The sequence below is a fragment of the Actinosynnema pretiosum genome, from assembly GCF_002354875.1.
In the GTDB taxonomy this organism is placed as follows: domain Bacteria; phylum Actinomycetota; class Actinomycetes; order Mycobacteriales; family Pseudonocardiaceae; genus Actinosynnema; species Actinosynnema auranticum.
Genome location: NZ_CP023445.1, coordinates 6,407,646 through 6,428,507 on the forward strand (window position 1 = coordinate 6,407,646; position 20,862 = coordinate 6,428,507).

Below are 20,862 nucleotides of genomic sequence, written 5' to 3' on the forward strand. Positions count from 1 at the left end.
GGTCAGGCCTCCGTTCCGAATGGCTGGGTGAAGCGGACGTCGCCCTCGACCATGTCCCGCATGTCGGGGATGCCGTTGCGGAACTGGAGCGTGCGCTCCAGGCCCATGCCGAAGGCGAATCCGGAGTAGACCTCGGGGTCGACGCCGCAGTTGCGCAGCACGTTCGGGTTGACCATGCCGCAGCCGCCCCACTCGACCCAGCCCGCGCCGCCCTTCTTCTCCGGGAACCACACGTCCACCTCGGCGGACGGCTCGGTGAACGGGAAGAAGCTGGGGCGCAGCCGGGTGCGCGACTCGTCGCCGAAGACGGCGCGGGCGAACGCGTCGAGGGTGCCCTTGAGGTGGGCCATGGTCAGGCCCTTGTCCACGGCCAGCCCCTCCACCTGGTGGAACACCGGGGTGTGGGTGGCGTCCAGCTCGTCGGTGCGGAAGGTGCGGCCGGGGCACACCACGTACACCGGGAGCTCGCGGTCGAGCAGCGTGCGCGCCTGCACGGGGCTGGTGTGCGTGCGCAGCACCAGGCCCGAGTCGGCGGGCCCGACGTAGAAGGTGTCCTGCATGGACCGCGCGGGGTGGTCCTTGCCGAAGTTGAGCGCGTCGAAGTTGAACCACTCCGCCTCGAGCTCGGGCCCCTCGGCGATCTCGTAGCCCATGGCCACGAAGATGTCGCCGACGCGCTCGGCGAGGGTCGTGATGGGGTGGCGGGCCCCGCGCGGCACCCGGTCCCACGGGAGGGTGACGTCGACGGACTCCTCCCGCAGCACCCGCTCGTCCCGCTCGACCTGCAGGACGGCTCGGCGCGCCTCGAAGGCGGCGTCGATCGCCTGCTTGGCGACGTTGACGCGCTTGCCCGCCTCGGACTTGGCGGCCGGGGGCAGCGCGCCGATCTCGCGGCGGGCCTGCAGGACGGCGGAGCGGTCTCCGAGGTGGGCCGGCTTGGCGGCGGCGAGCGCGTCGAGGTCGCCCGCCTGGGCGAACGCCTCCTGGGCCCGCTCGACCGCGGCGTCGAGCGCCTCGGCGGACAGCGCCGCGACCTGCTTGGGGTCGTACGGGTCGTTGGCTCCGGACATGGTTGGTGTACAGCTCCCGTCGCGGACATGAGGTGATGGCCGCCACGCGCGGTGCGTTGCGCCTGCGCGGTGCGGCGGACCGATCCTAGGTGACCGGTCCAAAATAAGAGCGACCGCGGCCCCGGCGCACCTAGAATTCGGGCGTCTGAAAGCGATCAAGACCTGAGGTGGACCGCACTCTTATGGCACACACCTTCGGTGTCGACCTGCGCGGGATCATCGACCTGCTCAGCCACCACCTGTACAGCAGCCCTCGCGTGTACGCCCGCGAGCTGCTGCAGAACGCGGTGGACGCCATCACCGCCCGCCGCGCGCTCCAGCCGGACGCGCCGGGCGAGGTGGTCATCGAGCCTGCCGATTCCAGCGCCGACGGCACCCTGCGCATCTCCGACACGGGCATAGGCCTGACCGAGAGCGAGGTGCACGACCTGCTCTCGACGCTGGGCCGCACGTCCAAGCGGGACGAGCTGGGGTTCGCCCGCCAGGGCTTCCTCGGCCAGTTCGGCGTGGGCCTGCTGTCGGCGTTCCTCGTCGCCGAGCGGGTGCGGCTGGTCAGCCGCTCCGCGAAGGGCGGGCCCGCGGTCCGCTGGTCGGCCGACGCGGCGGGCAACTACGAGGTCGAGGTGGACGACGCGGCGCGCGCCGAGGTCGGCACCACGATCGAGCTGGTGCCCGGCCGCGACAGCGACCACTGGCTCGGCCGCGACGTGGTGCGCGCGCTGGTCGCCGAGTACGGCGAGCTGCTGCCGGTCACCGTCCGGGTGGGTGACGAGGTTCTCACGTCCGACGAGCTGCCGTGGCTGACCGACCCGATGGGGTACGGGGCGCGCGTGCTGGGCCTGGAGCCGTTCGCGGCGATCCCGGTCGAGGTGCCCGCCGTGGGCCTGACCGGCGTGGCGTACGTGCTGCCCGCGGGCGTGCACCCCGGCGCCCGCCAGTCGCACCGGGTGTACCTGAAGCGGATGCTGGTCGGCGAGGCCATCGAGGGGCTGCTGCCCGACTGGGCGTACTTCGTGCGCTGCGTCGTGGACACCTCCTCGCTGCGGCCCACGGCCAGCCGCGAGTCGCTGTACCAGGACGAGACGCTGCTGATCGTGCAGGAGGAGCTGGGCCGCCAGGTGCGGGACTGGCTGGTGCGCCTGGACGCCACCGACCCCGGCCGCACCTCGGCGCTGATGGAGGCGCACCACCTGGGCATCAAGTCGCTGGCCAGGGTGGACGAGGAGATGCTGCGGCTGGTGGAGCGCTGGCTGCCGTTCGAGACCACGGACGGCGCGCAGTCGCTCAAGCAGTTTCGCAGGCGCTACGGCTCGGTGCTGTACCTGCCGGACGTGGACGAGTTCCGCCAGCTCGCGCCGGTCGCGCACGCCCAGGGCATGGGCCTGCTGAACGCCGGTTACGCCTACGACCTGGAGATCCTGGAGCGCCTGGTCGCCCTGGACGGTCCGGGTGCGGCGCGGCGGGTGGCGCCCAGCGAGGTGCTGGCCGCGCTCGGCGACCCCGAGCCGGAGGTGGAGCGGGCGCTGCGGGCGCGGCTGGCGGACGCGGCGGGGGTGCTGGAGCGGCACGACTGCGAGGTCGTCCCGCGCGACTTCGACCCGGCCTCGCTGCCCGCGCTGCTGGTCACCAACGCCGAGGGCGAGCGCAGGCGCGACGTGGAGCAGGCGGGCGAGGAGGCCGACGACCCGCTGTGGGCGCAGCTGCTGGGCAGCCTGGCCGAGTCCGCGCCGGGGGCGGCGCAGCGGCTGGTGCTCAACTGCCGCAGCCCGCTGGTGCGCAGGCTCGCCGAGCTGACCGACCCGGCGCTCGTGGAGCTGACCGTGGAGTCGCTGTACGTGCACGCGCTGCTCCAGTCCCGGCGCCCGATGCGCCCGAAGGACACCGCCGCGCTCAACCGCTCGTTCCTGGACCTGCTCGACCGGGCCGTGGACAACCGATGAAGGGGCAGCCCCGATGACCGAAGAACCCGGCCGGGACGAGATCAAGCAGGCCGCCGAGCAGCAGTTCGCGCAGGCCTACCACCTGCCGGAGGGCATGGCCAGGCACGAGGCGCTGGAGCGGGCGGCGCGGGCGGCGGACGCCTGCGACCACCTGCCGCTGGCGGTGAGCTGCCGGATCGCGCTGCTGCGCTCGGCGCACGACCTGAACCGCTACGACCTGATGCTGGCCCCGTTCGCGTGGTGCGGCGCGGCCGAGCGGCGCGACCCCACGGCGTTCGACGAGTGGGAGACGCACAACTACGACTGGGCGCACAAGTGGATCGTCACCGGTCTGCTCGCCGACCCCCGGTTCAGCCTGGAGCAGATCAGCTCGGTGCTGGAGCAGCTGGCGACCCGCTACCGGCAGCACGGCTTCTCGGCGCAGCCGGTGCACGGCGCGCGCACCGAGCTGGCCGACCACATCGGTGACGAGGCCGGTTACCGGGAGCACTTCGCCCGCTACCTGGCGGCCGAGCGCGGTCCGCTCAGCGACTGCGAGGCGTGCGTGGTCGAGGAGCAGGCCAGGCACCTGATCTGGCAGGGCAGGCCCGCCGAGGCGATCGCGCACGCCGAGCACCAGCTGGCCGAGGACACCGGCTGCGCGGGCCAGCCGCAGGGCATCCTGACCACGCTGACGCCCGCGTTCGTCGAGGTGGGCGACCTGGAGCGGGCCCGCGAGGCGCACGTGGTGGCGCACCGCGCGATCCGCGACGACCTGGTGACCGGCTACCTGGACGACCACCTGGTGTTCTGCGCGACCTCGGGCAACGTGGAGCGCGGCGTCGAGCTGCTCAAGCGGCACCTGCACCGGGTGCACTCGTCCACGAACCCCGCGCAGGCCATGCGCTTCTCGGCGGGCGCGGCGCTGCTGCTGGACCGGCTGGACCGGCCGGAGGAGTTCGCGGTGCCGCGCGACGGGCGCACCGAGGTGCTGTCGGCGGAGGAGCTGCGCGAGTTCCTGCGGGCGCAGGCGCTGGAGATCGCGGCCCGGTTCGACGAGCGCAACGGCAGCGACGCGGTGAGCGCGCGGATCCGCAGGACGCTGGCGCTGGCCGACACCGAGCCGGTGCCGCTGGCGGTGCCGAGGGCGGCGGACGCGCCGGTCGACGCGCCGGTCGAGTCCGCTGTGGACGACGAGGTGCTGTCCGATCCGGTGGAGCTGGCCGAGCGGGCGCTGAAGGCGTTCTCCGGCAACGACTTCCTCACCGGGATGCGGCTGCTGCGCTCGCTGCCCGCCGAGCTGGACGCGCTGCTGCCCGACGTGCTGGCGGCGCGGGTCGCGGCCCGCAGGACGCTGACCTCCAAGCCGGGGCAGGACGACGAGGCCGCGCTGGCGGCGTTCCGGGCGGCCGTGGCGCGGCTGGAGGAGCTGGGCGAGCCGGACCTGGCGGTGCGCTACCGCAGCCGGGGCGCCAGCCGCTGGGCCGAGCTGACCGGCGGGCTGGAGGCGGCGGTCGCCGAGGCGCGCGAGTGCGTCGCGCTGGCCGCGACGCCCAAGACGCTGGTGCTGGCGAAGCTGGTGCTGGCCGAGCTGGTGGAGCGCTCGGACGACGGGCTGGTGCCGGAGGCGCTGGAGCTGGTCGAGCAGGCGCACGAGCTGGCCGCGCCCGACCCGGACCTGCTGGTGCGGGTGCGCTGCGCGCGGGCCGAGCACCTGGCCAGCGCGGACCGGCTGGAGGAGGCGCGGGAGGTCGCCGAGGCGCTGCTGGTCGAGGACCCGCCGTCGTCGGTGCGGTTCAACGCGCTGCGGCTGCTCGGGCACCTGGCGGTGCTGCGCGAGGACGGTGACGCGGCGCTGGAGGCGGCGGACGCGCTGGTCGCCGCGTCGGGGTCGGTGCGCGGGCCGTGGACGGTCGAGGCGCACCAGCGGCGGGTCTCGCTGGTGGAGCACCTGGGCCGGTACGCGGACCGGATGGGCGCGCTGCGCGAGGCCGTGGCGGTGACCCGCGAGCTGGGCAGCCCGCAGGAGGTCGTGTGGGCGTGCTTCGCGCTCGCGGGCGGCTACCTGAACGTGCGGCGGCCGATCGAGGCGGCCGAGGCGCTGGAGGAGGCGCTGCGGATCGTGCGGGCGGACGACCTGCCGCCGTCCGACTCGGTGCCGGTGCTGTTCCGGCTCGGCAAGGTGTGCACGCAGCTCGGTGAGACGGACGCGGCGCTGCGGCACCTGGAGGCCGCGCTGGCGGTGGCGCCCGAGAAGGAGCTGCTGCAGCGGGCCGTGACGCTGGACGCGCTCGGCGCGGCGCGGGCGCAGGCCGGGCAGGAGGTCGAGGGCGCCGAGGCGTACGAGGGCGCGGCGCGGCTGTGGACCGAGATCGGCGACGCCTACGAGGCGGCGGCGTCCTGGATGGAGGCGGCGAGCACCCGGCCGAACGACGACGTGGCCGAGTCGTTCCACGCGGTCTCGCACGCCGAGGGCCTGCTGGAGCACGTGGACGACGAGGAGCAGGTGCTGATGCTGCGCACCAGGATCGCCGCCATCCGCGGGTTCCTGCACGCGCAGGAGGAGGACTGGGCGAAGGCGCTGGAGCACAACGGCATCGCCGAGGAGCTGGCGGACCAGTCCGGCGACGAGCACCGCAGGCTGTTCATGATCACCAGGGGCGCGCGGTTCCTGCTGGCGGCCGAGGACCCGGAGAACGCCGAGGCCGAGGCGAGGCGCGCGGGCGCCCTGGTGACCGACCGGACGCCGCCGCCGATCATCGGCGACCTGGCGGGGGCGCTGGAGGAGGCGCTGCGCGCGCAGGACAAGCAGGTCGTCGGCGACGCGCTGCTGAGGTCGTTGAACGCCAGGCTGAACGACGAGTGAGCCGGGGCGCCTCCCGCCACCCCACGGAGCGGGAGGCGCGCTGACGGCACCGTGCCGCAGTCGGGCTGAGGGGGACCTGAAGTCGGCTGAAGCGTTCTTCAGGCGCGGTGGTGGCGTCCTGTGGCACGTTCCGGGGCATGAGGGTGCTGCTGGTTGACGACGACCGCAGGCTCGTCGGGCTGCTCGCGCGGGGGCTGGTCGCCGAGGGCTTCGCGGTGGACGTGGAGCACGACGGCGAGACGGGCCTGTGGCGGGCCTCGGAGCACGCGTACGACGTGGTCGTGCTGGACATCATGCTGCCGGGGCTGAACGGGTACCGGGTGTGCGCGCGGCTGCGCCACGCGGGGGTCGAGACGCCGATCCTGATGCTGACGGCCAAGGACGGCGAGCTGGACGAGGCCGAGGGCCTGGACACCGGCGCGGACGACTACCTGACCAAGCCGTTCTCGTACGTGGTGCTGGTGGCGCGGTTGCGGGCGCTGGCCCGGCGGGGTGCGGCGGGGCGACCGGCGGCGGTGGTCGCGGGCGACCTGGTGGTGGACCCGGTGACGCGCACCTGCTCGCGGCGGGGGACGACGATCCCGTTGACCGCCAAGGAGTTCACGGTCTTGGAGCACCTGGCGCGGCGCAAGGGGCGGGTGGTCACCAAGGACGAGGTGCTGGCCGGGGTGTGGGACTCGGCGCGGGAGGCGGACCACAACCTCGTCGAGGTGTACGTGAGCGCGCTGCGCCGGAAGATCGACTCGCCGTTCGGGACCTTCACGATCACCACGGTGCGCGGGGTGGGGTACCGGCTGGAGGAGTCGTGAGGGGGCGGTTGCGCATGCGCGTGACAGGACTGGCGATGGTCGCGATCGAGGTGCCGCTGCTGGCGATCGTGGTGACGACGGCGGTATCGCTGCGGGACGACGCGGTCCAACAACTGCTCCTGTGCACGATGGCGACGGACGTCTTCCCCCTGGGCGGAGATCCGATCACCTGGCGGCTGAAAGCCACGGTGTGCGAGGAGAGCGGGATCAGCATCGCTTCTCCGCGCGGTTCCGAACCGCTCCCGACCTACCTCTCGCTCTCAGAGGACAGGAGAACCCCCTTCTGCAGACCGCAACTCTCGCTGTGGCCGTTCACGGACCCTGGAGCGGCCGGCAGTAGGTGCATTCCTCCTGCGGAATTCCCCGAACTCCCGGACGTTCTTCCCGAGGCGCGCGCGAAGCAGTTCACGCAGGCGCAACGCGACCTCAACCACAAGATCCTGCTGCTGTTCGGAGGGGCGTTCGCGCTGACCGCGCTGACGGGGTTCGCGGTGTGGGTGGCGATGGGCCGGGTGCTGCGACCCGTGGAGGCGATCCGGCGGGAGCTGGCCGACATCACCGAGCACGACCTGGCCCGCAGGGTGCCGCTCCCCCGCGTCCGCAACGAGTTGAGCGAGCTGGCGGTCACCGTGAACACCGCGCTCGACCGCCTGGAGCGGGCCGTGGAGGAGAACCGGCGGTTCGCCGCCGACGCCTCGCACGAGCTGTGCGGCCCGATCGCCGCGTTGCGCGCCGAACTGGAGATCGCCCTCAGCCACCCCGAGAACGCCCACTGGTCATCGGTCGTGGAAGGCGCGCTGGCCGACACCGACCGGATTCAAGCGCTGGCCACCGACCTGCTCCTGCTGACCCGGCTCGACCACACCAAGTCGATCTCCACACCGCTCGACCTGGCAGCGCTGGCGCGTGCGGACGTGGCGCGCCGCAGGTCGGTGCACGAACTCGTCGTCGAACTGCCCGACGACCCCGTTCAGGTGCTGGGGAGTCGGGCCCTGCTGGACCGGTTGCTCGGGAACCTGCTGGACAACGCCGAGCGGCACGCCGAATCCGCGATCACCGTTCGACTGTCCGCAGTGGACGGGCAAGCCGTCCTCGAAGTCGCCGACGACGGCCCCGGCATCCCGGAAGCCGACCGCGAGCGCGTGTTCGACCGCTTCACCCGCCTCGACGAGGCCCGCGCCCGCGACACCGGCGGCACCGGCCTCGGTCTCGCCATCGCGCGCCGCATCGCCGCCGTGCACCGGGGAACCCTGGTCGTCGGCGCGAGCGCGCGGGGCGCGCTGCTCATCGCCTCGCTGCCCCGCGCGGACCGGCTCTAGGCCCGGTGCGCCCGCGCGGACGCGTACAGGCACACCGCCGCGGCCGTGGCCAGGTTCAGGCTCTCCGCGCCGCCGTACAGCGGCACCTTCAGGGCGCCGTCCAGGCTCGTCACGACGTCGTCGGGCAAACCGTGCGCCTCGCTGCCGAACACCCACGCCGTGGGGTGGGCCAGGTCGCCGCGCAGGTCGGCGGTCACCAGGTCCTCGGTGGCGTACCCGTCGGCGGCGACCAGGCGCAGCCCGGCCGCGCGGCAGGCCGCGAACACGTCCTCGGCGGAGCGGGCGCGGGCGATCGGCAGGTGGAACACGCTGCCGGTCGAGGCGCGCACGCACTTGCCGTTGTGCACGTCGACCGAGTCGCCCGCGAAGACCACCGCGTCGGCGCCCGCCGCGTCGGCGACCCGGACGACGGTGCCCGCGTTGCCGGGGTCGGCGACGCCGTGCAGCACCGCGACCAGGCGGGCGGAGGGGGTGAGGGCGGCGTCGAGGGGGACCTCGACCGGGTCGCACACGGCGACCACGCCCTGCGGGGTGACCGTCTCCGACAGCGCGGCGGCGGCCTTGTCCGTGACGACGCTGATCGGCACGCCCGACGAGGCGGCGGCGTCGACCAGCTCCTGGTTGCGCTCGGCGGCGACCTCGGTGACGAACAGCTCGTGCACCCGGCCGCGCCCCTCGGCGGACCAGGCGAGGGCCTCGCGGACCGCCTGCGCGCCCTCGGCGAGGAAGCGGGCGGCCCGGTCGCGGCCGGAGCGGCGGGTCAGGCGTCGAGCGGCGACGACCCGCGGAGTCCGCTCGGTGAACGGGACGTCCGCGGGTCGTGGCGCACGACTGGCGTCGCTGATCAGGCCTTGTCCTCGGCCGGAGCGTTGACGTCGGCGGGCATGGCCGCCTTGGCCAGCTCGACCACCGCGGCGAACGCGGTCGGGTCGCTGACGGCCAGCTCGGCCAGGATCTTGCGGTCGACCTCGATGCCGGCCAGGCGCAGACCCTGGATGAAGCGGTTGTAGGTCATGCCGTTGGCACGCACGCCCGCGTTGATGCGCTGGATCCAGAGCTTGCGGAAGTCGCCCTTGCGCGCACGGCGGTCGCGGTACGCGTAGTTGAGCGAGTGGAGCACCTGCTCCTTGGCCTTGCGGTACAGCCTCGAACGCTGGCCGCGGTAGCCGCTGGCGAGCTCAAGGGTGGTACGGCGCTTCTTCTGGGCGTTCACGGCCCTTTTGACGCGTGCCACGGGTCCATCCTGTCGATCTCGTGGGGCTGGGGGACGCCCCGGTGGTGAAAAAGGGGGCGGGTTAGAGGCCGAGCAGCTTCTTCAGCCGAGGCACGTCGTTCTTCGCGACCTCGGTGGCGCCGGAGAGGCGACGGGTGAGCTTGCTGGACTTCTTCTCCAGCAGGTGGCGCTTGCCCGCCTTCTCCCGCATCAGCTTGCCGCTGCCGGTGACCTTCACTCGCTTGGAGGTCCCGCTGTGGCTCTTGTTCTTCGGCATTTCCGTCCTCGTCTCGTGCAGCGACCACCCGAGCGGGGGCGCCGTGCTCTGATCTCCCGGCCCGGAGGCCGGGAGATCACAACTTCACTCCGCCGGCGCGTCCTCAGCCGGGGCGTCCGCCAGATCGTCGTTCTCGTGCTTGATCGGACGGGTCTTCGTGGTCTTGTGCGGGGCCAGCACCATGATCATGTTGCGGCCGTCCTGCTTCGGGTTCGACTCCACGAAACCGAGCTCCGCGACGTCCTCGGCCAACCGCTGGAGCAGCCGGTAGCCCAGCTCGGGCCGGGACTGCTCTCGGCCACGGAACATGATGGTCACCTTGACCTTGTTCCCCTGACCCAGGAAGCGGGCCACGTGGCCCTTCTTCGTCTGGTAGTCGTGGGGATCGATCTTCGGGCGGAGCTTCTGCTCCTTGATGACCGTGAGCTGCTGGTTGCGCCGGGACTCGCGGGCCTTCTGCGCGGACTCGTACTTGTACTTGCCGTAGTCCATGAGCTTGCAGACGGGCGGGCGAGCCTGCGCGGCGACCTCGACGAGGTCGAGGTCCGATTCCTGTGCGAGTCGGAGCGCGTCCTCGATGCGAACGATCCCGACCTGCTCACCGTTCGGCCCGACCAGACGAACCTCGGGCACGCGGATGCGGTCGTTGATGCGCGGCTCGGTGCTCACGGGAGCACCTCGGTTCGAGGGACTTGTCATGCACGTCCTTTGCGACTCGTTGTGCGCCAAAAGACAAGAGGCCCCACGCTTTGCCCAGCGTGAGGCCCGCTCTTCCGACCGATCGCACAACGACAGGGCGCAGTCCACCCTGCGAGGGACCGGACCCGGCCACCTGCCACGAGGGCGGCGGACGCGGGTGGGAGCGGGGCTCCACTTGCCGTTCCCGCACGTGCGGGAACTGGTCGCGTCGAACATCGTAGCAGATCGCTTGTCAACCCCCGAACCGGCGGCGCCCGGAGGCGGGTTGCGACAATGTCGGGGTGACCGACCTGCCTGACGACAACGTCCGCGACCTGCACGACGTCCCCAGCATCGAGGTGATCAGCAAGGCCTCGGTCATGCTGCTCTCCGCCGCCGCCGAGCGCCTCGGCCTGGCCGACGAGGACCCGGACAACAGCCCCCGCCGCGACCTGGACGAGGCCCGGAGGCTGATCACCGCGCTGGCCGGCCTGGTGACCGCCTCCGCCGAGTACCTCGGCCCGCACGCGGGTCCCCTGCGCGACGGCCTCCAGTCCGTGCAGCGGGCGTTCCGCGAGGCGTCGGCGTTCCCGGACGAGCCCGGCAAGGGCCCCGGCGAGAAGTTCACCGGCCCGGTCTACTGACCCCCTCCCCCGCCGCTGCCGCGTCACCCCCGTGACGCGGGGAGGCGGGACGGTCGCGCGAGCGGCCCACCACCCGTCCCCCCGGCGCCGAGGCGCGGGCGCCCCCGGTCGCACCGGCGGACGCCCGCGCCACCCACCCGTTCGGGGTCAGTCCCCCTCGGCGCCGCGCTTGGCGCGCCCCTTCCCACCCCGCCCCGCCTTGACGCGGGGCCGCACCCCGGACGAGCGCAGCTGCCTGGCCGCGAGCTGGGCGATGATCTCCGGGTCCTGCCTGCGCCACCCCTCCAGCGGGTCGCCGTCGAACGCGGCGAGCTGGCGCAGGTCCAGGTTGTTGAGCGCGTGCAGCGCGAGCAGGTCCTCGCGCCCGGCGTCGCGCAGCCTGCGGGCGGCCGTGGCGCGGCGGGCGAACCGGTAGCGCAGCGGCAGCCAGGTGATCAGCAGGAACGCGACCGGCAGCGCGACGAACGCGACGGCGAGCCAGAGCGCGGTGGTCTCGACGGCCTCGATCTGCGCCTGCCCGGCCCCGACGACGGAGGTCCCGGCGTCCTGCCCGCGCTGGAGCGCGGAGGCGAGGTCGTCGCCGACGAGCGGCATTCGGCGCGCCCGGTCCGCGGCGTCGCGGAAGGTGTCGCCGAGCCCCTGACCGGCGCCGACCAGCTCCTCGCCGGTCGTCCGCAGGGACAGCACGGCCTCGCGCACGCCCAGCGCGAAGTCGATCCAGAACCAGGTCCAGGCGACGGCGACCAGGTCGGCGGCGAGCTGGAGGGCAAAGCGGTCGGGCCGGTCCGAGTACCACTTCATGCGCGCAGGGATACCAGCTCGCACCGACGCGTGACACCCCCTCGGGCGAACCTCCCCCTTCGGCCGCCCACCGCGTGGGACGGCCGGTCACCGAGCCCCGCCGAGAGCCGGGCGAGTGGTCCGTTCACCCGGTCAACGGCGCACGTCCCGCACCCACCTGCGCCTTTCCCGCCCGACCGCCCCCGGCGGTCTACTGTCCCCCCGTGGCCACACCGCTGGGCGACCTGCTGCGTCACCACCGGACCCGCGCGGGCCTGACCCAGGAGGACCTCGCCGAGGGCTCCGGCGTCAGCGTGCGCGCGATCAGCGACGTGGAGCGCGGCCGGGCCAGGGGCCCGCAGCGGCGCACCGTCGCCGCGCTCGCCGACGTGCTCGGGCTGGACGGCGCGGACCGCTCCGAGCTGCTCGCCGCCGCCCAGCGCGGCCGGGCCAGGGCCACCCGCTCCCCCGGCCCCCGCGCGCTCCCGCCGGACCTGCCCGACCTCGCGGGCCGCGCGGACGAGCTGGCCGCGATCCGCGCCGCCGCCGCGCGGGCCAGGGGCACCGAGGTGGTCGCCGTGCACGGCGCCCCCGGCTCCGGCAAGACCAGCCTGGTCGTGCGCGCCGCCCACGAGCTGGCCGCCTCCCACCCCGGCGGCTGCTTCTTCTTCGCCCTGCGCGGCGTCGACGCGACGCCCGTGCGGCCGGACGAGGTGACCCGGCGGGTGCTGGTGGCGCTGGGCGAGGACCCGCCGCACTCGGAGGCCGAGCGCACCGACCGCTACCGGGCGCTGCTGCGGGAGCGCTCGACCGTGCTGGTGCTGGACAACGCGCTCGACGAGGCCCAGGTCCGCCCGCTGCTGGCCGAGGGCGCGCGCTCCCTGGTGCTGATCACCTCCCGCCAGGTCCTCGGCGGCCTGGAGGGGGTGACCCGGATCGGCCTGGACGTGCTGCGCGAGTCCGAGTCGACCGGGCTGCTGGCCGCCGTCGCGGGCGAGGCGCGGACCAGCGCGGAGCCCGAGGCCACCCTGGCGGTCGCCCGGCTGTGCGGCAACCTGCCGCTGGCGCTGCGGATCGCGGGGAACCGCCTGGCCTCCCGTCCGGGGTGGACGGTCGCGCACCTGGCCGCGCGGCTGGGCGACGAGCGCCGCAGGCTGTCCGCGCTCACGGCGGGCGACCTGGGCGTGCGCCCCGCGTTCGAGCTGTCCTACCGCCAGCTCGCCCCGCTGCCGCGGGCGCTGTTCCGGGCGCTGTCCCTGCTCCCCGGTTCGGGCTGCGCGCCGGAGTCGGCGGCGGTGGCGCTGGGCGTCGACGCGGTCACCGCCGAGGACGCCTTGGACGAGCTGGTGGACGCGAGCCTGCTCGGCACGGCGGAGGAGCCCGGCCGGTACGCGCTGCACGACCTGCTGCGGGTGTTCGCGGGCGAGCGCCTAGCCGCCGAGTCCGACCCGGCCGCCGTCGTGGCGGCGCGGGAGCGGCTGGACGGCTGGTTCCTGGACCGCGCCACCACCGCGCTGTCGTTCTACGGCACCGAGGCCAGGCAGGAGCCCGCCGACGGCCTCGCCGACGCGGCCGAGGCGGACGCCTGGCTGGTGGCCGAGCTGTCGAACTGGCTGGGCGCGCTGGACCGGACCGCCGGGGCGGGTGGGCACGACCGGGTGCTGCGGCTGGCCTCGGCCGCGCACTGGTACTCCGACCAGCACGGCGACGCCGCCACCTGGGAGCGGGTGTTCGGGGCCGGGGTGGCCGCCGCGCGGGCGCTGGGCAGCGCGCGCGACGAGGCGGTGCAGCTGAACTTCCTGACCTGGGTGCTGGTGGTGCTGCGAGGCTCCCCCGAGCGGGGCCTGGCGCTGCACGACCTGGCGCGGGCGGCGGCGGTGTCGGCGGGGGACGTGCGCGAGCAGGGCTGGGCGGCGCACTACCGGGCGCTGGCGCTGCGCCGGGCCGGTGACCTGGAGGGCGCGCGGAGCAGCGCGGTGCGGGCGCGGGAGCTGTTCCTGGCGGCCGGGTACCCGCTGGGCGCGCACATCGCGGGCAACGCGCTGGGGCAGGTGCTGGCGCAGGCGCGGCGGCACGCGGAGGCCGAGGCCGTGCACCGGGAGCTGCTGGCGGCGGTGCGCGCGGACGCGGCGGGGCTGCGCCCGGAGATGCGGGACGCGCTGGAGGCGGCGCTGCTGATGCAGCTGGCCGACGCGCTGGCCGGGCTGGAGCGGTGGGCCGAGGTGGTGGCGGTGGCGCGGGAGGCCGCCGGGCTGGCCGCGGGCGCGCGGTCGCCCGTCACGGGGCTCAGGGCGCGGCTCGCGGCCGGGGTGGCGCTGCACCGGTCGGGCGCGCTGCCGGAGGCGAGGGCGGAGCTGGAGCGGGCGCTGGAGCGGGCGCTGGAGCCGGGCGGCGGGCGCGGCGGACCGGGCGCGCCGGACGTGCTGGGCGCGCTGGCAGACGTGCTCGACGACCTGGGCGACCCGCGCGCGAGCGGGCAGCTGCGCGCGCGGGCCGCCGAACTCCGGTCAGCCGATCGGTGAGGCGTTCCTGGCCACGGCCGTCCTCCTCAGCAACGCTCTTTCCGGGGATCCGATCGCAGTCAACCCCGCGGCGGGGCGGGCGCGCCATGCGGAACCACCGGCAGAACTGGTCCACTCGGACGGTAACCCGCGCGGGCGACGTTGCGCCGTCCAGGGGGTTTCGCTCCGGTGACGCGCCGCCGGACGACCGTCCCCGGCCCCCGCGCGGGGGCCGGGGGCGGCGGTCAGTCCAGGACGGCCAGCGCGTCGATCTCGACCAGCAGCCCGGCGGGGAGCCCGACGTAGACCGTGGTGCGCGCCGAGAACGGCCCCTCGGTCATGAACTCGCCGTACGCGTCGTTCATCTCGCCGAAGTGCGCGGTGTCGGTCAGGTAGACGCGCAGCATGACGACGTCGGCCAGCGACGCGCCGCCCGCCTCCAGCACGGCGATGACGTTGCGCATCGCCTGCGCGGTCTGCTCGGCGACGGTCGTGCCGACGACCTCCCCGGTCTCCGGGTGGAACGCGACCTGCCCGGCGACCTGGAGCAGGTTGCCCTTGCGGACGCCCTGGGAGAACCTCGCCACCGGGGTAGGCGCGTTCTCGGTCCGAACCTCGACCTTGGAGCCCATCGCTGTTGTTCCTCTCTCAGTCACGCGCGGTCCACCCGCACTCGATCGACGCGGCCCGCGCGGTGGCGAGCAAGTCGGGCAGGTGCCCGAGCAACCCGTCGAAGTCCAGCAGCACCTTCGGCGCCGACATCGACACCGCGGCGACGACCTCCCCGCGCGCGCCCCTGATGGGGGCGGCAATGCAGTGGATGAAGTCCTCGTGCTCGGCGTTGTCGACGGCGTACCCGCGCTCGCGCACCTTCTCCAGCTCGGCCAGGTACCGCTCGGGGCCGGTGATGGTGTTCGCGGTGAGCGGCGGGTACTCCATGCCCTCGGCGACCTCGCGGCGCCGGTGCTCGGGCAGGTCGGAGAGCAGCACCTTGGCCACGGCGGTGCAGTGCAGCGGGGCGCGGCGGCCCACGCGCGAGTACATCCGCACGGGGTGGGTGCTGTCGTACTTGTCGATGTAGATGACCTCGCCCGCCTCGTAGGAGGCCAGGTGCACGGTGTAGCCGAGGCGGCCGTTGAGCTCGCGCAGCGCGGGCTCGCTGCTGCGGCGCACGTCGCGCTCCTCCAGCGCCCGGTTGGCCAGGTCGAACAGGGCGGTGCCGAGCCGGTAGTGGTGCACGCCGTCGCGCTGGGCGAAGCGGTGCGACTCCAGGGTGCGCAGGAGCCGGAGCGCGGTGGACTTGTGCACGTCCACGGCTCCCGCCAGCTCGTCCAGGGTCTTGGGCCCGGTGGCGAGCCTGCCCAGGAGGGTCAGCGCGCGGTCCAGGCTCTGGCTCATCGGGGTCTCCTCAGGTGGGCGGCGGCCCACTCCTCGGGCGACGCGTCCAGGAGGGGCGCGGTGACCGAGGGCGGCAGCGGGTCCCCGACATCCTCCCTGGTGAGCAGTGCGGCGGCGGCCTGCAGGTGCCCGGCGCGCAGCCTGCGGGCGGGCGGCTCGCCCGCGAGGTGGGCGGCGAGGTAGCCGGCGGCGAACGCGTCGCCCGCCCCGACCGGCTCGACGACGTCGACGCGCAGCGCGGGCTGGAACACCTGCTCGCCGCCCTCCACGACGGTCGCGCCGCGCTCGCCCTGCTTGACCACGAGCGTGGTCGGGCCGGGGAGCAGGGCGCGCAGCTCGGCCGGGTCGCCGGTGCCCCAGGCGGTCTCGGCCTCGTCGGCGCCCGCGAGGACGACGTCGGCGGCGTCGGCCAGCTCGCGCAGCACGGCCGGATCGCGGTCGGCCCACAGCGCGGGCCGCCAGTTCAGGTCGAACGAGACGAGCGGGCCGCGCGGCCTGGCCAGCACGGCGCGCAGCAGGTCGAGGCAGCTGTCGGACAGGGCGGCGGTGATGCCGCTGACGTGCACGAGCGCGTCGCCGGGGCGGAGCTCGGGCAGGGCGTCGGGGCCGAGGGCGGAGGCGGCCGAGCCGCGCCGGTAGTAGCGGACGGGGCTGCCGGAGGCGGCGGCCTCCTTGACGTACAGGCCGGTGGGGCGGGTCGGGTCGACCACGACGCCGGTGACGTCGACGCCCGCGCCGCCGACCGCGTCGAGCACGGCCCCGCCGAACGCGTCGTCGCCGACCGCGCTCACCCAGCGGCTGGGCACGCCGAGCCGGGCGAGGTGGATCGCGACGTTGGACTCGGCGCCGCCGACCGCCCTGGTCCAGGCGCGCGCGGCGCGCACCGGGCCGGGTTCGGCGGGCACCAGGACCGCCATGGTCTCGCCGAGGCACACCACGCCGCCCACGCCTTCGAACCGCATCCGCGTCCCCCTGGGCTGGTGATCGTTGACTGGACGGCGACCGAATGTTACACACATCGCCATCACATCGCGCAACGGCCGTTGCGCAATATGCAACAGGGGAGCGAGCCAGTGGACATCGACCGCGACGCCGTCGCCGCGATCCGCTCGGAGCGGGTCGACTGGCGCTTCAAGGGGATGCCGTCGGACGCCTTCGGGTCGACCGTCGGCGAGCTGGCCGAGCGGCGGGCCGACCTGGTCACCGGCGGCTTCGTCGGACCGCTCGTCGTGCTCGACCAGGAGGCGCTGGAGCACAACCTGGACGTCATGGCCGCCTGGTGCGCCGAGCGCGGCGTGCTGCTCGCCCCGCACGGCAAGACCACGATGGCCCCGCAGCTGTTCGCCGCCCAGCTGGAGCGCGGCGCGTGGGGCATCACCGCCGCCAACACCAGCCAGGTCCGCGTCTACCGGGCGTTCCGGGTGCGCCGGGTGCTGCTGGCCAACGAGCTGGTCGACCCGGCCGGGCTGCGCTGGCTCGCGGACGAGCTGGCCGCCGACCCGGACTTCGAGTTCGCCTGCTGGGTCGACTCGGTCGAGGGCGTCGAGCGGATGACCGAGGCGCTGGGGACGCCCGCGCGGCCGGTGGACGTGCTGGTCGAGCTGGGCGCGCCCGGAGGCCGCACCGGCGCCCGCGACCTGGCCGCCGCCCGCGCGGTCGCCGAGGCCGCCGCCGCCAGCCCCGCGCTGCGCCTGGTCGGCGTCGCGGGCTACGAGGGCTCCCTGGTGCACGACGCGTCCCCCGGCTCGCTCGCCACCGTCGACGGCTACCTCGCCGCGCTGCGCGAGCTGGTCCACGACCTGCGCGGGAGCTACGAGGTCGACGAGCCGATCGTCACCGCGGGCGGCAGCGCCTACTTCGACCAGGTCGCCGCCGTCCTCGCCGGGCCGTGGGAGCTGCCGGTCCGCCCGGTGCTGCGCAGCGGCGCGTACGTCACCCACGACCACGGCTTCTACCAGGGCGTCTCCCCGCTGAACCGGGGCGCGGGCCCGGCGCCGCTCAAGCCCGCGCTGCTGGCCTGGGCGCAGGTGGTGTCGCGGCCCGAGCCGGGGCTGGCGCTGCTGGTCATGGGCAAGCGCGACGCCTCCTTCGACGAGGGCCTGCCCGTGCCGCTGCTCGTGCGCGGGGCCGACGGGGGGCAGCGCGCGCTGGACGGCGCCGAGGTGACTTCGCTGGCCGACCAGCACACGTTCCTGAGGCTGCCCGAGGACTCCCCCGTGCGCGTCGGCGACTGGATCGGCCTCGGCCTGTCCCACCCGTGCACCGTCTTCGACAAGTGGCAGCTCATCCCGGTCGTGCGCGGCACGACCGTGGTCGACCTGGTGCGCACCTACTTCTGAGCACCGCACCCACCGGGCCGCGCGAGCACGCGCGGCCCCCGCCTGGCTGGAGGGGCACGAGTGGACATCGTCTACCGGGGAGCACGGGTGGTCGACGGCACCGGACGACCGGGGTACGCCGCCGACGTGGGGGTGCGGGACGGGCGGGTGGCCGAGATCGGCAGCGGCCTGTCCGGACGCCGTGTCGTGGACGCGGGCGGGCTGGTGCTCGCGCCGGGGTTCATCGACATGCACTCCCACTCCGACCTGCAGGTCCTCGCCAACCCCGAGCACCTGGCCAAGGTCAGCCAGGGCGTGACCACCGAGGTCCTCGGCCAGGACGGGCTGTCCTACGCGCCGGTGGACGACGAGGTGCTCGCCGCCCTGCGCGGTCAGCTCGCGGGCTGGAACGACGACCCGGCCGGGTTCGACTGGGACTGGCGCTCGGTCGGCGAGTACCTGGACCGGCTCGACAAGGGCATCGCGGTCAACGCCGCCTACCTGGTGCCGCAGGGCACGCTGCGGATGCTGTGCGTCGGCCTGGAGGACCGGCCCGCGACGGAGGCCGAGCTGACCCGGATGAAGGAGGTGCTGGCGCGCTCGCTGGACGAGGGCGCGCTGGGCCTGTCGTCCGGGCTGACCTACGCGCCCGGCATGTACGCGTCGTCGCGGGAGCTGGTCGAGCTGTGCCGGGTCACCGGCGAGCGCGGCGGCTACTACAGCCCGCACCACCGCAGCTACGGCGCGGGCGCGCTGGAGGCGTACGCGGAGGTGGTGGAGCTCTCGCGCGAGTCCGGCTGCCCGCTGCACCTGGCGCACGCCACCATGAACTTCCCGGTCAACGAGGGCCGCGCGGGCGAGCTGCTCGCGCTGCTGGACGCGGCGATCGCCGACGGCGTCGACATCACCCTGGACACCTACCCGTACCTGCCGGGCGCGACCTACCTGTCGGCGCTGCTGCCCGGCTGGGCGTCCGGTGGCGGCGTCGAGGCGACCCTGGCGAGGCTGACCGATCCCGCCACGCGCGAGCGGGTGCGCGTGGAGATCGAGGAGACCGGGTCGGACGGCTGCCACGGCGTTCCGGTCGACTGGGAGTCCATCGAGATCAACGGCGTGCGGCTGGCCGAGCACGCGCACCTGGTGGGCCACAGCGTCGCCGCCTCCGCGCGCGCCGCCGGACGTCCCCCGGCCGAGCTGTACTTCGACGTGCTGGTCGCCGAGCGGCTGGGCACGTCGTGCCTGATGCACGTGGGCCACGAGGACAACGTGCGGGCGATCATGCGCCACCCCGCGCACACCGGCGGCAGCGACGGCCTGCTCGTCGGCGACCGGCCGCACCCCCGCGCGTGGGGCACCTTCCCGCGCTACCTCGCCCGGTACGTGCGGGAGCTGGGCGTGCTCGGGCTGGAGGAGTGCGTGGCGCACCTGACCGGGCGCGCCGCGCGCCGGTTGCGCCTGGCCGACCGGGGTCTGGTCCGCGAGGGCTGCGCGGCCGACCTGGTGCTGTTCGACCCGGACACCGTCGTGGACACCGCGACGTTCGACGCCCCCCGGCAGGCCGCCGAGGGCATCCACCACGTCGTCGTCAACGGGGTCCCCGTCGTCGACGCGGGCAGGCGCACCGACGCCCTGCCCGGACGTTCCCTGCGAAACACCCGGAGCAACGCGTGATCGACTGGTTGCAGCACTCGACGGCGGGGCTGCTGACCCTGTCCGGGCTCAGCATCGCCCTGCTGCTGTTGATGATCATCCGCTGGAAGGTCGAGCCGTTCATCGCGCTGCTCGTGGTCGGCCTGCTGGTGGCGCTGGCCGCGGGCCTGCCGGTGGAGGTGCTGGTCGGGTCGGCGCAGAAGGCCTCGGACTCGTTGCTGGAGAAGGGCTTCGGCAGCATCCTCGGCCACATCACGGCCATCATCGGCCTCGGCACGCTGCTGGGCGCGATCCTGGAGGCGTCCGGGGGCGCCGAGGTGCTGACCCGCTCGCTGCTGCGGGCGTTCGGCGAGAACCGCGCGCCGCTGGCGATGGGCCTGGCTGGTCTGATCTTCGGCGTCCCGGTGTTCTTCGACATCGGCATCTTCGTGCTGGCGCCGCTGGTGTACGTGGCGGCCAAGCGCGCCGGGCGCTCCATCGTGCTCTACGCCATGCCGCTGCTCGCGGGCCTGTCGGTGATGCACGCGTTCATGCCCCCGCACCCCGGTCCCGTGGCGGCGGCCGGCCTGCTGAACGTGGGCCTGGGCTGGATCATCGTGATGGGCCTGGCGGTGGCGATCCCGTCCTGGTTCGTCGGCGGCGTGCTGTTCTCGGCGTGGATTGGCAAGCGGCTGGAGATCCCGGTCCCCGAGGAGATGCTGGCGGCGGCGGAGAAGGCGCGCGCCGAGAGCACCAAGGGCGAGCCGCCGCTGTCGCTGGTGCTGGGCATCATCGCGGTGCCGCTGGTGCTGATCCTGGCGGGCACGTTCGGCAGCATCCTGCTGCCCAAGGGCTCGTCGCTGCTGGGCGTGTTCACGTTCTTCGGCACGCCCGCCGTGGCGCTGACCATCGCGGTGCTGCTGGCGTTCTGGCTGCTGGGCTTCCGGCGCGGCATGACGCGGGAGAAGATCGCCGAGCTGTCGGCGGCGTCGCTGCGCCCGGTGGCGATGATCCTGCTGGTGGTCGGCGCGGGCGGGTTCTTCGGCGCGGTGCTGTCCGCGACCGGCGTCGGCAAGGTGCTGGCGAACTCCCTGGCGGACCTGGGGCTCCCGGTCATGGCGCTGGCCTACGTGATCAGCTGCGGGATGCGGATCGCGCAGGGCTCGGCGACCGTGGCGATCGTGACCACCACCGGCATCGTGGCGCCGCTGGTCGCGGAGCAGTCCTACTCGCAGCCGCAGCTGGCGCTGGTGGTCATGGCGATCGCGTCCGGCTCGATCATCGCCTCGCACGTCAACGACGGCGGGTTCTGGATCGTGTCGCGGTACTTCGGGCTGTCGGTGAAGGAGACGCTCCAGACCTGGACGGTCGTGGAGACCCTGCTGTCCGTGGTGGGCTTCGTGGTCGCCGCGCTGCTCAGCCTGGTGGTGTAGCCGCGCCG

The 20,862-nt window shown here is 74.3% G+C and carries 18 protein-coding genes; 9 read left to right on the top strand and 9 right to left on the bottom strand.

The genetic code is table 11. From position 1 onward, the window contains the following. Positions 1 to 2: 2 nt before the first annotated feature. Entirely contained in the window at positions 3 to 1,070 is a 1,068-nt protein-coding gene (gene pheS, locus CNX65_RS27220; RefSeq protein WP_096496297.1) for a phenylalanine--tRNA ligase subunit alpha, read from the bottom strand. Positions 1,071 to 1,252: 182 nt separating this feature from the next. Here pheS and CNX65_RS27225 point away from each other — a divergent pair, with 182 nt between their 5' ends. From CNX65_RS27225 to CNX65_RS27240, 4 genes are all read left to right on the top strand, one after another. Beyond that, a complete protein-coding gene (locus tag CNX65_RS27225; RefSeq protein ID WP_096496298.1) occupies positions 1,253 to 3,010 on the top strand; it encodes an HSP90 family protein in 1,758 nt (585 codons plus the stop codon). A 13-nt stretch (positions 3,011 to 3,023) separates the two neighbouring features. Beyond that, the gene (locus tag CNX65_RS27230) at positions 3,024 to 5,855 is read left to right on the top strand and encodes a hypothetical protein (RefSeq protein WP_096496299.1); all 2,832 of its coding nucleotides are present in this window, start codon (positions 3,024 to 3,026) and stop codon (positions 5,853 to 5,855) included. A 137-nt stretch (positions 5,856 to 5,992) separates the two neighbouring features. Beyond that, positions 5,993 to 6,664 carry a response regulator transcription factor gene (locus CNX65_RS27235; protein WP_096496300.1) on the top strand — a complete coding sequence of 224 codons (672 nt, stop codon included), beginning with the start codon at positions 5,993 to 5,995 and terminating at the stop codon, positions 6,662 to 6,664. A gap of 14 nt (positions 6,665 to 6,678) precedes the next feature. After that, a complete protein-coding gene (locus tag CNX65_RS27240; protein ID WP_096496301.1) occupies positions 6,679 to 7,983 on the top strand; it encodes a sensor histidine kinase in 1,305 nt (434 codons plus the stop codon). On the opposite strand, the gene CNX65_RS27245 is transcribed toward CNX65_RS27240, so the two are convergent. The 4 genes from CNX65_RS27245 to infC all read right to left on the bottom strand — a co-directional run bounded on the left by CNX65_RS27245 (position 7,980) and on the right by infC (position 10,172). Next, positions 7,980 to 8,828 carry a TrmH family RNA methyltransferase gene (locus tag CNX65_RS27245; protein ID WP_096496302.1) on the bottom strand — a complete coding sequence of 283 codons (849 nt, stop codon included), beginning with the start codon at positions 8,826 to 8,828 and terminating at the stop codon, positions 7,980 to 7,982. The genes CNX65_RS27240 and CNX65_RS27245 overlap by 4 nt on opposite strands. Then, the gene (rplT, locus tag CNX65_RS27250; RefSeq protein ID WP_015804174.1) at positions 8,828 to 9,217 is read right to left on the bottom strand and encodes a 50S ribosomal protein L20; all 390 of its coding nucleotides are present in this window, start codon (positions 9,215 to 9,217) and stop codon (positions 8,828 to 8,830) included. Before rplT ends, CNX65_RS27245 begins: the two co-directional genes overlap by 1 nt. 61 nt (positions 9,218 to 9,278) lie before the next feature. After that, positions 9,279 to 9,473, bottom strand: coding sequence for a 50S ribosomal protein L35 (gene rpmI, locus CNX65_RS27255; RefSeq protein ID WP_015804175.1), 195 nt, complete (start codon positions 9,471 to 9,473; stop codon positions 9,279 to 9,281). Between the two features lie 84 nt (positions 9,474 to 9,557). Beyond that, the gene (gene infC / locus CNX65_RS27260) at positions 9,558 to 10,172 is read right to left on the bottom strand and encodes a translation initiation factor IF-3 (protein WP_015804176.1); all 615 of its coding nucleotides are present in this window, start codon (positions 10,170 to 10,172) and stop codon (positions 9,558 to 9,560) included. Positions 10,173 to 10,453: 281 nt separating this feature from the next. Between infC and CNX65_RS27265 the strand changes: the two genes are divergently transcribed. Then, positions 10,454 to 10,795, top strand: a complete 342-nt coding sequence (locus CNX65_RS27265; protein ID WP_015804177.1) for a DUF1844 domain-containing protein — start codon at positions 10,454 to 10,456, stop codon at positions 10,793 to 10,795. Between the two features lie 147 nt (positions 10,796 to 10,942). Here CNX65_RS27265 and CNX65_RS27270 read toward each other — a convergent pair whose 3' ends face one another. Next, positions 10,943 to 11,596, bottom strand: coding sequence for a hypothetical protein (locus tag CNX65_RS27270; RefSeq protein ID WP_096496303.1), 654 nt, complete (start codon positions 11,594 to 11,596; stop codon positions 10,943 to 10,945). 203 nt (positions 11,597 to 11,799) lie between these two features. Here CNX65_RS27270 and CNX65_RS27275 point away from each other — a divergent pair, with 203 nt between their 5' ends. Then, the gene (locus CNX65_RS27275) at positions 11,800 to 14,097 is read left to right on the top strand and encodes an ATP-binding protein (protein ID WP_096496304.1); all 2,298 of its coding nucleotides are present in this window, start codon (positions 11,800 to 11,802) and stop codon (positions 14,095 to 14,097) included. Positions 14,098 to 14,321: 224 nt separating this feature from the next. On the opposite strand, the gene CNX65_RS27280 is transcribed toward CNX65_RS27275, so the two are convergent. The 3 genes from CNX65_RS27280 to CNX65_RS27290 are packed head-to-tail and all read right to left on the bottom strand — an operon-like array spanning position 14,322 to position 16,436. After that, on the bottom strand, positions 14,322 to 14,708 hold the full coding sequence (locus CNX65_RS27280; protein ID WP_096496305.1) for a RidA family protein: 387 nt from the start codon (positions 14,706 to 14,708) through the stop codon (positions 14,322 to 14,324). Between the two features lie 16 nt (positions 14,709 to 14,724). After that, positions 14,725 to 15,474 (bottom strand): IclR family transcriptional regulator, encoded by a 750-nt coding sequence (locus tag CNX65_RS27285; protein ID WP_096496306.1) that lies wholly within the window; start codon positions 15,472 to 15,474, stop codon positions 14,725 to 14,727. Next, positions 15,471 to 16,436, bottom strand: coding sequence for a sugar kinase (locus CNX65_RS27290; RefSeq protein WP_096496307.1), 966 nt, complete (start codon positions 16,434 to 16,436; stop codon positions 15,471 to 15,473). The genes CNX65_RS27285 and CNX65_RS27290 overlap by 4 nt, the downstream gene beginning before the upstream one ends. A 90-nt stretch (positions 16,437 to 16,526) precedes the next feature. On the opposite strand from CNX65_RS27290, the gene CNX65_RS27295 reads away from it, so the two are divergent. From CNX65_RS27295 to CNX65_RS27305, 3 genes are read left to right on the top strand one after another with little or no spacing between them, the layout of a single operon-like run. Further along, positions 16,527 to 17,813, top strand: coding sequence for an amino acid deaminase (locus CNX65_RS27295; RefSeq protein WP_177154424.1), 1,287 nt, complete (start codon positions 16,527 to 16,529; stop codon positions 17,811 to 17,813). Positions 17,814 to 17,873: 60 nt separating this feature from the next. Beyond that, complete coding sequence (locus tag CNX65_RS27300) at positions 17,874 to 19,463, top strand: N-acyl-D-amino-acid deacylase family protein (RefSeq protein WP_096496309.1); 1,590 nt, start codon at positions 17,874 to 17,876, stop codon at positions 19,461 to 19,463. Next, complete coding sequence (locus tag CNX65_RS27305) at positions 19,460 to 20,854, top strand: GntP family permease (RefSeq protein ID WP_015804185.1); 1,395 nt, start codon at positions 19,460 to 19,462, stop codon at positions 20,852 to 20,854. Before CNX65_RS27300 ends, CNX65_RS27305 begins: the two co-directional genes overlap by 4 nt. The last annotated feature ends 8 nt before the right edge of the window (positions 20,855 to 20,862 follow it).

Excerpts from the sequence above, each read along its gene's own strand:
- CNX65_RS27240 (WP_096496301.1), top strand. The coding sequence starts at position 6,679 with ATGCGCGTGACAGGACTGGCGATGGTCGCGATCGAGGTGCCGCTGCTG.
- CNX65_RS27285 (WP_096496306.1), bottom strand. The coding sequence starts at position 15,474 with ATGAGCCAGAGCCTGGACCGCGCGCTGACCCTCCTGGGCAGGCTCGCC.
- CNX65_RS27230 (WP_096496299.1), top strand. The coding sequence starts at position 3,024 with ATGACCGAAGAACCCGGCCGGGACGAGATCAAGCAGGCCGCCGAGCAG.
- CNX65_RS27280 (WP_096496305.1), bottom strand. The coding sequence starts at position 14,708 with ATGGGCTCCAAGGTCGAGGTTCGGACCGAGAACGCGCCTACCCCGGTG.
- pheS (WP_096496297.1), bottom strand. The coding sequence starts at position 1,070 with ATGTCCGGAGCCAACGACCCGTACGACCCCAAGCAGGTCGCGGCGCTG.
- rpmI (WP_015804175.1), bottom strand. The coding sequence starts at position 9,473 with ATGCCGAAGAACAAGAGCCACAGCGGGACCTCCAAGCGAGTGAAGGTC.
- CNX65_RS27235 (WP_096496300.1), top strand. The coding sequence starts at position 5,993 with ATGAGGGTGCTGCTGGTTGACGACGACCGCAGGCTCGTCGGGCTGCTC.
- CNX65_RS27270 (WP_096496303.1), bottom strand. The coding sequence starts at position 11,596 with ATGAAGTGGTACTCGGACCGGCCCGACCGCTTTGCCCTCCAGCTCGCC.
- CNX65_RS27295 (WP_177154424.1), top strand. The coding sequence starts at position 16,527 with ATGCAACAGGGGAGCGAGCCAGTGGACATCGACCGCGACGCCGTCGCC.
- infC (WP_015804176.1), bottom strand. The coding sequence starts at position 10,172 with ATGACAAGTCCCTCGAACCGAGGTGCTCCCGTGAGCACCGAGCCGCGC.
- CNX65_RS27225 (WP_096496298.1), top strand. The coding sequence starts at position 1,253 with ATGGCACACACCTTCGGTGTCGACCTGCGCGGGATCATCGACCTGCTC.
- CNX65_RS27290 (WP_096496307.1), bottom strand. The coding sequence starts at position 16,436 with ATGCGGTTCGAAGGCGTGGGCGGCGTGGTGTGCCTCGGCGAGACCATG.